9 protein-coding genes and 1 tRNA gene are annotated in these 14,542 nt (G+C 59.7%); 7 read left to right on the top strand and 3 right to left on the bottom strand.

All coding sequences use genetic code 11. The annotated features are described in order from the left end of the window. Window positions 1-32 precede the first annotated feature (32 nt). The 3 genes from ACFO6X_RS02460 to ACFO6X_RS02450 form a co-directional block, all read right to left on the bottom strand. Window positions 33-965 carry an EamA family transporter gene (locus ACFO6X_RS02460; protein ID WP_382429689.1) on the bottom strand — a complete coding sequence of 311 codons (933 nt, stop codon included), beginning with the start codon at window positions 963-965 and terminating at the stop codon, window positions 33-35. Then, window positions 965-2,155, bottom strand: coding sequence for an alpha-hydroxy acid oxidase (locus tag ACFO6X_RS02455; protein WP_382429687.1), 1,191 nt, complete (start codon window positions 2,153-2,155; stop codon window positions 965-967). Before ACFO6X_RS02455 ends, ACFO6X_RS02460 begins: the two co-directional genes overlap by 1 nt. A gap of 90 nt (window positions 2,156-2,245) precedes the next feature. Next, complete coding sequence (locus tag ACFO6X_RS02450) at window positions 2,246-4,516, bottom strand: diguanylate cyclase domain-containing protein (RefSeq protein WP_382429685.1); 2,271 nt, start codon at window positions 4,514-4,516, stop codon at window positions 2,246-2,248. A 135-nt stretch (window positions 4,517-4,651) separates the two neighbouring features. Between ACFO6X_RS02450 and ACFO6X_RS02445 the strand changes: the two genes are divergently transcribed. From ACFO6X_RS02445 to ACFO6X_RS02415, 7 genes are all read left to right on the top strand, one after another. After that, the gene (locus ACFO6X_RS02445) at window positions 4,652-5,881 is read left to right on the top strand and encodes an HDOD domain-containing protein (protein ID WP_382429683.1); all 1,230 of its coding nucleotides are present in this window, start codon (window positions 4,652-4,654) and stop codon (window positions 5,879-5,881) included. Window positions 5,882-5,921: 40 nt separating this feature from the next. Next, entirely contained in the window at window positions 5,922-6,911 is a 990-nt protein-coding gene (locus tag ACFO6X_RS02440; protein ID WP_382429681.1) for a Bug family tripartite tricarboxylate transporter substrate binding protein, read from the top strand. Window positions 6,912-7,004: 93 nt separating this feature from the next. Beyond that, complete coding sequence (locus ACFO6X_RS02435) at window positions 7,005-12,986, top strand: alpha-2-macroglobulin family protein (RefSeq protein WP_382429679.1); 5,982 nt, start codon at window positions 7,005-7,007, stop codon at window positions 12,984-12,986. Between the two features lie 6 nt (window positions 12,987-12,992). Beyond that, complete coding sequence (locus ACFO6X_RS02430) at window positions 12,993-13,346, top strand: hypothetical protein (protein WP_382429677.1); 354 nt, start codon at window positions 12,993-12,995, stop codon at window positions 13,344-13,346. Window positions 13,347-13,412: 66 nt separating this feature from the next. Then, window positions 13,413-13,502: transfer RNA gene (locus ACFO6X_RS02425), tRNA-Ser, on the top strand. 153 nt (window positions 13,503-13,655) lie between these two features. Further along, the gene (locus ACFO6X_RS02420; RefSeq protein WP_382429675.1) at window positions 13,656-13,985 is read left to right on the top strand and encodes a YnfA family protein; all 330 of its coding nucleotides are present in this window, start codon (window positions 13,656-13,658) and stop codon (window positions 13,983-13,985) included. Window positions 13,986-14,014: 29 nt separating this feature from the next. Next, on the top strand, window positions 14,015-14,539 hold the full coding sequence (locus ACFO6X_RS02415; RefSeq protein WP_382429674.1) for a GNAT family N-acetyltransferase: 525 nt from the start codon (window positions 14,015-14,017) through the stop codon (window positions 14,537-14,539). Window positions 14,540-14,542: the final 3 nt, after the last annotated feature.

Raw genomic sequence — 14,542 nt, 5'->3', positions numbered from 1 at the left:
CCATGCGTACCCTGAATCATCCCACGGTTCTGTCAAGGCCAGCAGATCAACACCAGCCCGGCCACCACCATCAACATTCCCGTCTTTTCCTGCCATAGCAGGTGCTCACTCAAGATACGGCGCGATACAAAGTAACTGAACACCACTTCAATCATGCCCAACGTGCGCACCTGCCCAACACTTTGCAGAGCATAGGCGGTGAACCAAGCAATGGAAGCGATTGCCCCCATGGCCCCTGTGAGTAAAGAAACCCGCCAAGCCCGCCACAGTGGCGCCAGCCCCTGCGGAGTGCGTTGGGCCACCCAAGCGCCCAACCCTACAGATTGCAAACTTTGGGCCAACAACACGCCCCAGGCTCCAGAAACCCAAGGCGAGGCCGCATCCAGCGCCAGCGCCCCGCCCCGAAAACACACTGTGGCAATGGCAAAACAGGCGCCCCCCGCCAAACCGTATAACGCTGGGCGACTGAACCAAGCCGACAGCGAGAGCCACTGGCCCCGCCCCGGCAGAGACAACACCACCACGCCCAATGTGGACAGCACCATGGCCACCAATGCCAAAGCGGTAGGCAACTCGTGCAAAAACACCGCAGCAAACAAGGCCACTTGCAACACCTCGGTCTTGGCCAAAGTCACAGCCACAGCAAAATTGCGCTCCTCCATCGCCCGCAGCAAGGCTGCCGTCGCCAAGATCTGAAACAGCGCCCCCAACGCAATCCAGCCCACATAGCTGATGCTGAACGCTGGCAGCACCCGTGCCTCTGGCAGCAGCAGATACAACGCGGCCAAATAGACCACCGCAAATGGCAGCCCATACAAAAAACGCACCAAGGTGGCCGGCATGGTGCCCAACTCCGAAGTCAAAGAGCGTTGAGCCGTGTTGCGTACCGTTTGAGCCAAAGCAGCCACCAACACCACAGGCACCCACAGCCAGTCTGGAGAGGCATGAAGAGCAACAGAAGACATTAGTCCAAGCCTCCGGATTCAGCCAGCGGCTGCGGATAACTGCCGGGCCACAACACAGAGGCATCGACAGTGCGGATATCGGTACGGCCACAAAAAGCCATCGTGGTGTCTAGTTCTTTCTGGATGATTTCCAGCGCCCGAGTCACCCCTGCTTGACCACCAGCCCCCAAGCCATACAGAAAGCTGCGCCCAATCAGGGTGCCACGCGCGCCCAAGGCCAGCGCCTTGAGCACATCTTGCCCGCTGCGAATACCACCATCCATCCACACCTCTGTCTGCTGGCCCACGGCTTGTACGATGGCAGGCAGTGCCTCAATGGTGGAGGGCGCACCGTCGAGCTGGCGCCCACCGTGGTTGCTGACGATCAAAGCATCGGCCCCGGTAGCCACGGCCAACCGGGCGTCTTCGGCATCCATGATGCCCTTGAGGATGAGCTTGCCACCCCAGCGGCGCTTGATCCATTCCACATCATTCCAGTTCAACGTGGGATCAAACTGGGCGGCTGTCCAAGCCCCCAGCGAGGACAGATCTTCAACCCCCTGCACATGGCCCATGATGTTGCCAAAGCTGCGCCGTGGTGTGCCCAGCATAGCGCGGCACCAACGTGGCTTGCTGGCCAAATTGAGCAAGTTAGCCAACGTGGGCCGCACTGGCACCGACAGGCCATTTTTAATGTCTTTATGGCGCTGCCCCTGCAATTGCAGATCGAGCGTCAGTTGCAAGGCCGAGCAGCCTGCGGCTTTCGCACGGTCAATCAGACGGGCTACAAAATCACGGTCGCGCATCACATACAACTGGAACCAGAACGGGTAGCGCCCTGTGTGTGCAGCCACATCCTCTATCGAACAAATGCTCATGGTCGAGAGCGTGAACGGTACGCCAAAAGCCTGCGCAGCACGGGCAGCCAGAATCTCGCCATCGGCATGTTGCATACCCGTTAGGCCCGTTGGGGCCAGTGCCACTGGCATAGCCACACTTTGGCCCACCATCGTGCTACGGGTACTGCGCTCACTCAGGTCAACGGCCACACGCTGGCGCAGCCGGATGCGTTGCAAATCGGCCTCATTGGCACGGTAAGTGGCTTCGGTATATGAGCCAGTGTCCACATAGTCGTAAAACATGCGCGGCACACGGCGCTGGGCCAGTTGGCGCAAGTCTTCAATGCAGGTGATGTCAGAGAGATGGCTCATGGCACAAGAGAATGAAAAAAGAGTTGTAGAGGGCTACCAAGTGGGCCGCACATCGACAAACATGGGGGGCATACTGAACAGGCCATGTTTTCAGGGGTGCCGGGGGGCAATGGGTATCGGGGCCAAGCCATCACCTTGGTACAGATAAAAGCAGCCCCGCCCAGCACGTTTGGCGGCATACATGGCCTCATCAGCATGGCGGGCCAGCAACTCAAACGAAAGGCCGTGCTGCGGAAACAGCGCCACCCCCGCACTCACACCCACACGCCCCGTCTTGCCAAAGCAGCCCTCTTGCAAGTTGAATGGTGCCTCGCAAGTAGCCAGTATCTTGTGTGCCAACCGATCAATATGTGCGGCATTTTCCAACCCCGGCAGCAGGAGCACAAATTCATCTCCCCCCTGACGGCAAACGGTGTCGGACTCACGTACCGTGGCCTTGAGGCGCCGGGCAAACTCCACCAACAATTGGTCGCCTGCATCGTGGCCTAGGCCGTCATTGATCTGTTTGAAACCATCCAAATCCAAGTAAATGACAGCCAACTGGCGACCATCACGCCGCGCTTGGGCCAGCGCATGGCGGGCACGGTCTTGCAGCAGCAGGCGATTGGGCAAGTCGGTCAGGGAATCGTATTGCGCCAGATGGGCCATGCGTGCAGCCATCGCCATCGTCTGGGTCATATCGTGCAAGACCATGACCACTCCCACTTTCTGGCCGTGGCGATCCACAATCGGGCTGGCCGACTCTTCTACGTCATAGCGCGGGCCATCTTTGCAGTGCAACACGACCCCACGGGTAGGCCCACACGACACACCCGACTCTAGCGCCTGGCGCAGCGGACTGGGCTGCAGAGACTGACCATTGCTCCAATACAGTGGCACCACTGTGTCTGCATCCTGCCCAACGGCTTCGTCTTTGGGCCAACCCGTCATGCGCTCGGCCACCGGATTGAGGTAAGTCAGCCGTCCCTGGGCATCGGTACACACCACCGCATCACCAATGGATTGCAGCGTCAGGCGGATACGCTCTTTTTCCTCAAACAGCTCGTCCTCCATGCGCTTGCGTTCGGTCATGTCGATCAGCTGGGCCAGAATGCCACGCACCTGCCCATGGTCTACATCAGGGGTATAGGTGACATGGACATGGTGGCTTTGCCCTAGCGCGTCCGTCAAACGGCGTTCAAAGCACTGGGCCTCCCCATTCAAAGCACGCTCCAGATAAGGCTGCACCCAAGCGTAATCGCGTGGCCCCAACAGGGTGGCCGCAGGCATACCGCGCAATTGCTCGGGTGAGATACCAAACCAGAGTTCAGTCGCCCGGTTGGCAAAGCGGTTGTGCAGATCGCGATCCCAATAGCTCACCATCGATGGCAAACTGTCCAGAATCGTGTGCAAGTCATGCTGTGCCTGTTGCAGTTGGCTGCTGACTGCTTGGCGGCGCTCAAGTTCGCGTGCAGACAGTACGGCCAACCCCACACAGGCGGCCATCAATACCAAAGCAAAAATGCCCAACCAAGCCGCACTGCGGCGCCAATCAGCCAACACAGCATCCACCGATTGCGCCACATTGATGACCAGCGGATAGCCCTCTACCCGGTGAAACGCATACATGCGCAACACACCATCCAGCACCGCACGACTGGAGAACGTGCCGTGGGGTGCCGCTTGCAGCCTGCGCATGTTGTCAGTGCCCGCCAGCGATTTGCCCGTATCCCGATCACTGTAAGGAAAACGTACCACCACAGTGCCGTTGAGTTGGAACAGATTCAGTCCACTGTGCGGCCCAAGGTTGACCGAAGCAAACAATTCGTTAAACCGCTGCAACTGGATAAATCCCACCGCCAAGCCCGCAGGCCGACCATCAGCCCCCCGATAAGCACGGCTCAGCGGCAATACGTACCCCCCCGAAAACGGGCTGTGTATGGGGTTGCCCACATACAAGCCCTGGTGCTGTTCAACGGGCAGCACACCTAACGCCTCCAGCTCTATGCGGCCCCCCGACTTCAAGGTGGTGGAGGCCGAGGCCATCCGTATGCGGCCCTGCAAATCGAGCACAGCCACCCCCTCAATACCGGGCACGGTCAGGGAATGGTCAAACAAGGCCCGATCTCGCAACAAAGGCTTCAAAGCCATCAGCTGTGGATATTGCACTCCGGCCACCACCCCCTTGAGTGACTCATCAAAACCATCCAAAGTGTGGTGAATGGCCTGCGCCAATGTCTGTGCCAGATTGACCTGCGTACGGCTGGCAAAATTCCACTGGTCTTGCCGCATGGCCCAGATAGCGTGCATGAACAAGGCGCCAATCCCCAGTGAGAGCAGTACAGCAAGCAGGATCAGTTGGCGGGGGCGGGTCAGACGCACAGTGCAGGCAGAGTGGGGGGCAAGAGAGGAGGCGATTGTATTGAGGCGCTGAAACTTGCGTTGTACTTGGGCTGTGGGCTGCTCAGAGTGGTTAGCATAGGCAACTTGTTGTATCCCCCACCAGGAGTTGAACCCGTGCCTGCCTTGCTGCTCTTGATCCCTGTCCTGATCGCCCTTGCTGCCTTGGTTTGGTGGAAATTCCGCCCCACCGCACGGCAACACCATACCAAGACGGCACAGCTGCCTAGCGATGGACAGGCACAACAGCCCCACCCTACCGCCAGCCCACAGCCCCCAACCATCCTGCCTGCCAAACGCCCCACCGTCCATGCACCGGGTTTGGATAGGCAGGCACTGCCCAACGCCTCGGCACTGGGCAAACCAACATCCCCCCCCAGCACAGGGACGCTGCCACCCGATACGCCTCCAGAGCTGGCCGCATTCCATTGGATGCTAGAACGTGACTTGTCGCCCGCACGGCACAAGGCCTTGATGACGGTGATTGGCGGCATTCCACGCCCCCCTCTGTCAATGCAGAAACTGCTGGAACCCGATTTCTTCAACCGTGCCGACCCCGCAGAATTGAGTGAACTGTTAATGGGCGAGCCGCTGATCGCCGCACGGGTGCTGGCGATTGTCAATTCACCGTTCTATGGGCTGCCCCAACCCGTCACCAGTATTGAACCCGCCGTGACGCTGCTGGGCATGGACACTGTGCGCAATGTTTGCCTGCAATACATGCTGGCGCAAGCTTTCCGCCCAGAACTGGCCTCGGCCCAACGCTCGTTTGATGCCATCTGGCAGGCCAGTGCCACCGCCAGCGAACTGTGCCTGCACTTGGGCAAGGCGCTGGGCTGGCCTGAACCAGGGGTGCTAGCCACCAAGGTGGTGCTGGCCTTTGTGGGGCATCTGGCAGCAGCCTCCCTCTTGCCCAGCAATGGCGTGGAAGAGTGGCTGATGCTAGACCGGCTACACCGCGCCGAACTGGAGCAAGAAGTGATTGGTGTGGCTGCCGGTGAAGTCGCCAGTTTGGTATTGCGCTTGTGGGAGTTGCCCACCACCTTGGTGCAGGATGTGTCTGCCATCAGCCGGGTGCTGGTCACACCCGCCACTGCGGTTGATACAGCACAGGCACCGCTCTTGGCTCTGGGTTATTTGTGCATTGGCTTGGGTGAGAAACTGGCGTTGGGCCAATTGGCCTCGCTCAAGGCTTACGATTTGGATGCCGACCTAGGCTCCGACACGTTCCATCTACGCTCCTACCTGAGCCACCCGGCGCTGGCCCAGTTGCGTGCTGTGCTGGCCTCCACCGAACTGCACGCAGCTCTGCACGCCATGCAAGTCCCCGGTTCCATACGCCATTGAACACTGTGTTTCTTTTTATTGATTTCTGGAGCACCAGCCCATGCCTGCCTTGCGCCGCCATTTTTTGACCCGTATTTTGCGCACCGCTGCTCTGGCAGTGACCTGCACCGCAGGCGCTGCCGCCTTGGCACAAACGGCCAAGCCCGTGCATATTCTGGTGGGTTTTCCAGCTGGGGGCGGCTCCGACATGATTGCCCGGCTATTGGCTGACAAGCTCAAGGAGCCACTGGGCACTTCGGTGGTGGTGGACAACCGCCCAGGCGCAGGCGGGCAAATTGCAGCACAAACGCTCAAGGCAGCCCCCGCTGATGGCACCACGCTGTTTTTGTCGCACGATCACACCATCTCTATCCTGCCCTTGGTAGTCAAGAACCCAGGCTACCAGCCCGCACAGGATTTTGTGCCGGTGGCAGGGTTTGCCACCTTCGTCAATGCCTTTGCTGTCTCTGGGGCAACCCCCGCCAAGGGCTTCAAAGAGTATGTGGAATGGATCAAAACCCAAGGTGCAGGCAAAGGGGCCGTCGGCATTCCAGCGCCTGCTTCCACCCCCGAGTTCTTGGTCAAACTCATCGGCCAAAAGTACCAGCTTGATCTGATCTCTGCACCCTACAGGGGCAGCGCGCCCATGCTGGCCGACATGTTGGGCAACCAGATTGCCGCTGGTGTAGGTTCTGTACCCGACTTCATTGAAAACCACAAAGCGGGCAAAGTGCGTGTAGTGGGCGTGCTGGGTGCCCAGCGCCAAGCCGCCATGCCAGATGTACCTACCTTTGATGAGCTGGGCCTAAAGGGGTTTGAGGAACTGCCGTTTTATGGCATTTATGCCCCCAAGGGCACACCAGTTGCCGAGATACAACGCCTATCGGCAGCGATAGCCAAGGTGCTGGCCTTGCCCGACGTACACAAACAACTGACCGATATGGGCCTGACCGTGGGTTATATGAGCAGCGAACAATTGGCAACCCGCGAGCGCGCTTATAGCCAAGCGTGGGCACAGATCATCCAGAAAAGCGGGTTTCAGCCCCGATAAAACAAAACCCGTAGCCAAGAGCGCACAGGAGTATGCTGTGCCTTGGCCCTGACGCCCCGCTGAAACGGCCTGTCTTCATACAGGCCGTTTTTTATGCCCACCACGGCGTGGAGAAACACCTTGACATTCTCAAAGCTCTTGTTAGCCACCAGCCTGCTCCTGACGTCTCTGGGCGCACAGGCGCTGCAAATCACCAGCCTGTCGCCCCAAGGCGAAGTGGCCCGCGTGCGCCAAGTGGTAGCCAAATTTGATGGGGCTGCAGTGCGCTTTGGCGATCCGCAGGCGCCAGCGCCATTGGAGGTGCGTTGCAGTGATGCCCAAGCAAGCCAAGGCACGGGCCGCTGGACTAGCGAACGAGAATGGGTATTTGACTTTGCCCGCGACTTGCCCCCCGGCCTGCGCTGCACTGTGCAGGGCAAACCGGGTTTTCAATCGCCCACCAGCACCGCCTTGAGCGGTACGACCCGCTACCAGTTCAATACCGGCGGGCCTTTTGTGCAACAGGTCTGGCCCTCCAGCTGGCAACCGATTGACGAGGAGCAGTTCTTCATTCTGCAACTCAATGGCCCCGCCACTGCGGCCAGTGTGCAGGCCAATGTCTGGTGTACCGCCGAAGGACTGGGCGAGCGGGTGCCCGTGCGACTGATCGATGGCAAGGAGCGCAGTAGCCTACTTGATGCCCACGGCCTGCGCCAGCAGGCCAGCACAGATGCACTGTCGGTCGTCACATTGGCCTGCAACCGACGCCTGACGCCCTCCTCCAAAGTACAACTGGTTTGGGGGCAGGGCGTGAGCACCCCCAGCGGCATTGCCAACCGCATAGAAAAACGCTTTGGCTTCACGGTACGAGCACCGTTTCAAGCCGAGTTCCACTGCGAGCGCGAAAACGCCCAAGCCGCTTGCTTGCCCATTCGCCCGATGTCGCTGTCGTTCAACGCCCCTGTGCCCGCCAAGCTGGCCAGCGCCATTCGCCTCAAATCCAAAGACGAAACCATAGCGCCGCAAGCGACAGAAGATGAGTTGGTGGAGCAAGTGCAATTTGCGCCACCACTGGCAGAAGAAACCCGTTTTACGATAGAGCTTCCGAAGCATTTTGCCGATGCGGCGGGCCGCTCTTTGGTCAATGCCGCCAGTTTTCCGCTGCAAGTGGCTACAGCAGGTAGGCCACCACTGGCCAAGTTTGCCGCCGCCCCTTTTGGCATTGTGGAGCGTTTTGCCGAAGGCCCCAACGGCCCGGCGCTGCTGCCCGTGACGCTGCGCAATGTGGAGGCCCAGTTGCACATCCAAGGCTTGCAGACGGGTGCAGCCCCCCAAGGCAAGGTCAGCACTTTGCAACCCGGCAGCGATGCCGACATCATCCGTTGGTACCGCAAGGTGCAGCACTACGATAGTTTTATCGTCGATCGCAGCCAAGCCCGCCAAGATGTGAAAGGCCCACTGCCACAAGTGATCAACCCCGATGACAAAGCCTATGTGCAGTCGCGGATGCTGTCGTTGTTGGCGGGGCAGGCAGGCGTGCAAACACTGGAGCTGCCCCAGCCCGCCAAGGGCGACCCGCGCCCCTTTGAGGTGGTGGGTATTCCACTCACACCGGGCTTTCATGTGGTGGAGATTGCCTCACCCAGGCTGGGAGCCTCGCTGCTCGACGAGCGTCATGGTGCCAACCGTACCATGGTCGTGCGCACCTCGGCACTGGTGACCAACTTGGGCGTGCATTTCAAGCTAGGCCGCGAAAATGCCTTGGCATGGGTTACCACCCTAGACAAAGGCAAAGCAGTGGCAGGGGCCAAAGTGCAGGTCTCTGACTGCCACGGCCGGTTGCTGGCCAGTGCCACCACCGACGACCAAGGGCGAGCCTTGTTGGGCCAACTCAATCCCGAGCCCTCCCACTGCAACGACTCACATGGCGGTACGCATGGCTATTTTGTCAGCGCCCGCAGCCAAGGGAGTGATGGCGTGCAAGACATGGCCTTTACGTGGAGTGAATGGCAGCGCGGAATTGAGCCTTGGCGCTTTGACCTGCCCACCAGCAGCAGCATCCAACCCGATGAGCGTGCCCACACCGTTTTTGACCGCACCCTACTGCGCGCTGGTGAAACCGTGTCGATGAAGCACCTGATTCGCACCGAAACCGGCAAAGGCTTTGGCCTCCCAGCACAATTGCCTGACACATTGGTGATCACGCACAGCGGCAGCGGCCAACAATTTACCCAGCCACTGGCTTGGCGCAAAACCGCCACTGGTGGGCGCAGTGCGTACAACAGCTTTGCCATCCCACCCGCTGCCAAGTTGGGGCTGTACACCGTAGAACTACACAGCAGCCAAGCAGGTGAACAAACTTTCAGCTCAGGCCAGTTTCGGGTAGAAGAGTTCCGCTTGCCCGTCTTTGAAGGCCGCATTGGCCCCGCCGAGAAGAAACCATTGGTCAGTGTGCGCTCTGTGCCCACCAACGTGCAAATCAACTATGTGGCCGGTGGTGGTGCGGCCAATCTGCCCGTGCGGGTCTCGGCCCAAGTGCGCCGCAAAGGCTTGGAGTTTGCCGATTACGAGGGCTTCAGCTTCCGCCCCCCCCGCCAGCGCCAAGCCAGCCACAGCAACGGCGAGGAGGAAGACAGCGCCAGCCAAGACAGCCGTATTGTGGCCGACAAGCTGCCCCTGACGCTCAACCGCGAAGGCAGCGGCCAGATCACCCTGGACAAGTTGCCACGCTCATCCCAAGCCCAAGATTTGGTGCTCGAAGCCACCTATGCCGACCCCAACGGCGAAGTGCAAACCCTGCGCAGCACCCATACCCTGTGGCCTGCTGCCGTGGTGGTGGGCGTCAAAACCGAGGGCTGGGTATCGACCAGCCAAAAGGCCCAATTCCAAGTGCTGGCATTAACCCCCGAAGGCAAGCCTGCTGCCGATGTGCCCCTGCAAGTGCAGGCCAATGTGCGCATCACCACCACTAACCGCAAGCGCATGGTGGGCGGGTTTTACAGTTACGACAGCCAAACCAGCACCAAAGACTTGGGCACCGTCTGTAGCGGCAAGAGCGATGCCCGTGGTCTGCTGCTGTGCCAAACCCAAGTGACTGACGCTGGCGAGATCGAACTGACCGCCAGCGCCCGCGATAGCAACGGCAACACCTTCGAGGCCGCTGCCTCTGTTTGGGTAACACGCCAAGGCGAAGTGTGGTTTGGGGGTGAAAACCACGACCGTATTGACCTGCTGCCCGAAAAGAAAACCTACCAGCCCGGCGAGACCGCCCGCTTTCAAGTGCGGATGCCCTTCCGTTTTGCCACGGCGCTGGTCAGCATAGAACGCGAAGGCATTTTGGACACCCAAGTGGTAGAACTCAATGGTCAAGATCCCACGGTCAGCCTCAAAGTGCAAGAGGGCTGGGGGCCCAACGTCTATGTCAGCGTCTTGGCGCTGCGGGGTCGCTTGCACGAAGTGCCTTGGTACAGCTTTTTTAGCTGGGGTTACAAAGCCCCACGCCAATGGTGGACAGCCTTCTGGTACGAGGGCCGCGAATATGTCGCCCCCACCGCGCTGGTCGATTTGAGCAAACCAGCATTCCGTTTGGGCGTGACCGAAATCAAAGTGGGCACCAAAGCCCACCAACTCGATGTGAAGGTGGCTGCCGACAAAGACAGCTACCCCGTGCGCGGCAAGGCACAAATTACCATCACAGCCAAGTTGCCCAACGGCCAGCCTGCAGCCCATGCCGAGGTGGCGTTGGCTGCCGTTGATCAAGCCCTGTTAGAGCTGATGCCCAACCACAGTTGGAACCTGCTGGAAGCCATGCTGCAACGGCGCAGTTGGGGCGTGGCTACGTCTACGGCACAGATGGAAATCATTGGCCGACGCCACTATGGCCGCAAAGCCGTGCCTGCAGGCGGGGGCGGAGGCCGCAACCCCACGCGTGAACTGCTCGATACCCTGCTGCTCTGGAACCCCACCGTGCAGCTCGATGCCAACGGCCAAGCCAAAGTCACGGTGCCACTCAATGATGCCCTGACCAGCTTCAAAGTTGTGGCCGTGGCTGATGCTGCTACCGGCTTGTTTGGCACAGGCAGCACCAGCATCCGCACCACACAAGACTTGCAGATCATCAGCGGCCTGCCGCCACTGGTGCGCGAAGACGACCTGTTCCGCGCCCAAATCACGCTGCGCAACACCACCAAAGCGGCCATGCAGGTAGAAGTCAGCCCCCGTGCCACTTTGATCGACCTCAAGCCGCAAACGGTGGAGATTGCAGCCGGAGAAGCCCGCGAAGTGGCCTGGGACGTGAAAGCCCCAGCCCCACTGGGCCAAACCCGCATTGAGGCCATTTTGTGGGAGATAGAGGCCAAAGACAGCCGCAGCGGCGCCCGCGATGCCCTCAAGGCCCGCCAGCGCATCGTGCCAGCGGTGCCCTTGTCGGTGCAGCAGGCTACCTTGGTGCAAATCGATGGCAGCTACAACCTGCCCGTTAGCCCCCCAGCAGAGGCGCTGCCCGGCCGCGGTGGCCTGAAAATGGCACTGCAACCCAAGTTGGCCGAGGGCTTGCCCGGTGTGCGCGACTGGTGGGCCAACTACCCGTTTGCCTGCCTAGAACAAAAAACCAGCAAATCGATTGGCCTGCGCGATACCAAACTCTGGCAAACCGTGGTGGCACAACTGCCCACCTACCTCGACAGCGACGGGCTGGCCAACTACTTCCCACCACACAGCAGCGAGGCCAACCACGGCAGCGACACCCTGACAGCTTACCTGCTGGCAGCCACCCACGAGGCCGCCCGCATCAACCCCGCCTTTGCTCTGCCCGACGACGCCCGCGCACCCATGGAGCGTGGCCTGATCGCCTTTGTGGAAGGGCGCATTGAACGCAACTTCTGGAGCCCCCGCAAAGACCTGGACATGCGCAAGCTAGCGGCCATCGAGGCGCTATCGCGCTACGGTAAGGCTACACCCAAAATGCTGACCAGCATCACCATCGCCCCCAACCAATGGCCTACCCACGCCGTGCTGGACTGGATCAATGTGCTGCAACGCGTCAGCGATGCGCCCGAGCGGGATAAGCGGCTGCAAGAAGCCATGCAAATTGTGCGGGGCCGCCTGAGCTACCAAGGCACCAAACTACTGTTCAGCACCGAGCAAGACGACTACTGGTGGTGGCTGATGCAAAACGGGGATGCCAACACGGCCCGGCTGATGCTGGCCGTGATGGACGATCCCAGTTGGAAAGACGACATGGGCCGCTTAGCCAACGGCTTTATTCAGCGCCAACAAAACGGTGCTTGGCACACCACCACTGCCAACCTCTGGGGCGGCTTGGCCTTAGAGCGTTTCTCGCAAAAATTTGAGGCGATCCCGGTGGCTGGTACCACCCGTGCCACACTGAGCAACAACACCGCACTGGTGGATTGGGCCAAAGTCGAACGCATTCAGCCAGCAGATGCCAGTGGCGCGGCGCATCAGAGCGTATGGTTTGGTGCCCCTGCTGCCCCCGGTATGTTGCGTGGCAACAGTATGTTCCTGCCTTGGGCCAAGCCGGGTGACAAAGCACCGCTGGACGTTACCCACCAAGGCAGTGGCAAACCGTGGCTGACGCTGCAATCGGTGGCGGCCATCCAACGCAAAGCCCCATTTGCATCAGGCTACGGCCTGCAAAAAACCATCACGCCTATTGAGCAGGCCAACAAACACCTGCCCCCCGGCCAATACACCAGGGGCGATGTGCTACGCATCACGCTGGAAGTGACTGCCAGCGCCGATATGACATGGGTGGTCATCACCGATCCGATTCCCGGCGGAGCCACCATTTTGGGCAGCGGCCTGGGGCGTGATTCCGAATTGGCCACCCAAGGCGAAAAACGCAGCGGCGTGGGCTGGCCCGCATTTGAGGAGCGCAGCTTTGAAGCCTTCCGCAGCTACTACCAATATCTACCCAAAGGCACCATGAAGATGGAATACACCGTGCGCCTGAACAATGCCGGGGTCTTTGCCTTGCCTCCCAGCCGGGCAGAAGCCATGTATGCCCCTGAAATGTTTGGGGAGTACCCCAATGCACAGGTACAGGTGGCCCTGTCTCACCCTGCTGGAAAGTAATGCGCCATGCCCAACAACCGTTGGCAACGCTGGTGCTGGAGGGTAGGCAAAACCATACTGGTGCTGCTTACCACCTTGGTGCTGTTACTGGCCTACGCTACGTATGCCGAACACCAGGCCGAGCAGCGGGCGCAGGCATTTTGTCGGCCACTCACTCCAGGAATGGACAGCACGCACTTGGCAGAAGAAGCTATCTTGCAAGGAGCCCAACCGCGCCAAACACGCTGGTTCCAGCGTGAACAAGGCGATGCGCTGCTCTATGCCACCTTTACCGGAATGTCACCGTTCTCGCGGCATATCTGCCGCATCACGGCCCGGCAGGGACGGCTGGTTACGGCGGAGCTCACCTACCTCGACTGATCGTCTCCAGCGCCCTTCTCTTTCGGCCTCAGCAAACTACTGCTACAATGCCCGCTTCGGCACACAGGAGAGGTGGCAGAGTGGTCGAATGTACCTGACTCGAAATCAGGCGTAGGGGCGACCCTACCGAGGGTTCGAATCCCTCCCTCTCCGCCAAGCAATACCAAGGCTTGCTACTATCCATTGAGTAGCAAGCCTTTTGTATTTCTAGCACACCATGTGCCGCGATATGGCTGCCAACGGAACAGTACCTCCCCAGTGCCATGATGGCGCACTCTGGCGCCTATCCACTTTGAAGAACGACGCCCCATGCCTTCAGAACTGAAGACCGTTGGCCTTTTCCTAGTCACTGCAGTGGCAGAAATCTTCGGCTGCTACTTCCCAAGCCTGTGGCTCAACCAAGGCAAGAGCATTTGGTGGCTTGTTCCGGGGGCCATCAGTTTGGCGGCCTTTGCATGGCTCCTTTCCTTGCACCCCACAGCCTCTGGACGGGTGTATGCAGCCTACGGTGGCGTCTACATTTTTGTGGCCGTTTTATGGCTTTGGGCCGTAGATGGCATCCAACCCACATTTTGGGATTTGCTGGGTGCATTGGTAGCCATTGCAGGGATGGCAATCATTATGTTGGCCCCTCGCTAATGACAAAATTAACGTTCAGAGCCGCCACTTTGGCCGATCTCGATCGCATCATGGCACTAGAGGTCACAGGCTTCGATCCCGGACATTGGGAAGCACGGCATGTTTATGCCCAGCGCGTAGAGGTCTTTCCCGAAGGCTCTCTGATGGCCTTCTATGAGGGGGAAAACATTGGTTGCGTTTTCTGTGAAATCTGGCCAGAAACAAACGACAACGCCCTGCAGGCTGACCACTTTGCGCTAGGACACGACATTCTGGAGCGCCACGATCCTGTGCATGGCAACACACTGTATATCGCCTCGATGGTGCTCGATCCAGCCCTGCGCGGGCGCAGCTTGGGCCTGCCGCTGTTTCAGGGCTGCCTGACAACAATGGCCCAAGTCTATAACCAACTGCACTCGGCACTGCTACTGGTCAATGCCACTTGGACGCCAGCCCGGCGCATCTACATGGGGGCAGGCTTTCGAGAGGTAGCGCGGTTTGAGGGCTTTTTTCAGCCCCAAGCACAACCGGCCCAAGAGGGTATCGTGATGCGTGGCCTACTGCCACGCTCCTGAACA

Origin of the sequence: Giesbergeria sinuosa, assembly GCF_042652905.1 — a bacterium.
GTDB lineage: Bacteria > Pseudomonadota > Gammaproteobacteria > Burkholderiales > Burkholderiaceae_C > Simplicispira > Simplicispira sinuosa.
The sequence above is the reverse complement of the archived record's forward strand: the minus strand, read 5'-3'. Positions and strand labels throughout refer to the sequence as shown.

Excerpts from the sequence above, each read along its gene's own strand:
- ACFO6X_RS02420 (WP_382429675.1), top strand. The coding sequence starts at position 13,656 with ATGCCTTCAGAACTGAAGACCGTTGGCCTTTTCCTAGTCACTGCAGTG.
- ACFO6X_RS02460 (WP_382429689.1), bottom strand. The coding sequence starts at position 965 with ATGTCTTCTGTTGCTCTTCATGCCTCTCCAGACTGGCTGTGGGTGCCT.
- ACFO6X_RS02455 (WP_382429687.1), bottom strand. The coding sequence starts at position 2,155 with ATGAGCCATCTCTCTGACATCACCTGCATTGAAGACTTGCGCCAACTG.
- ACFO6X_RS02435 (WP_382429679.1), top strand. The coding sequence starts at position 7,005 with ATGCCCACCACGGCGTGGAGAAACACCTTGACATTCTCAAAGCTCTTG.
- ACFO6X_RS02430 (WP_382429677.1), top strand. The coding sequence starts at position 12,993 with ATGCCCAACAACCGTTGGCAACGCTGGTGCTGGAGGGTAGGCAAAACC.
- ACFO6X_RS02440 (WP_382429681.1), top strand. The coding sequence starts at position 5,922 with ATGCCTGCCTTGCGCCGCCATTTTTTGACCCGTATTTTGCGCACCGCT.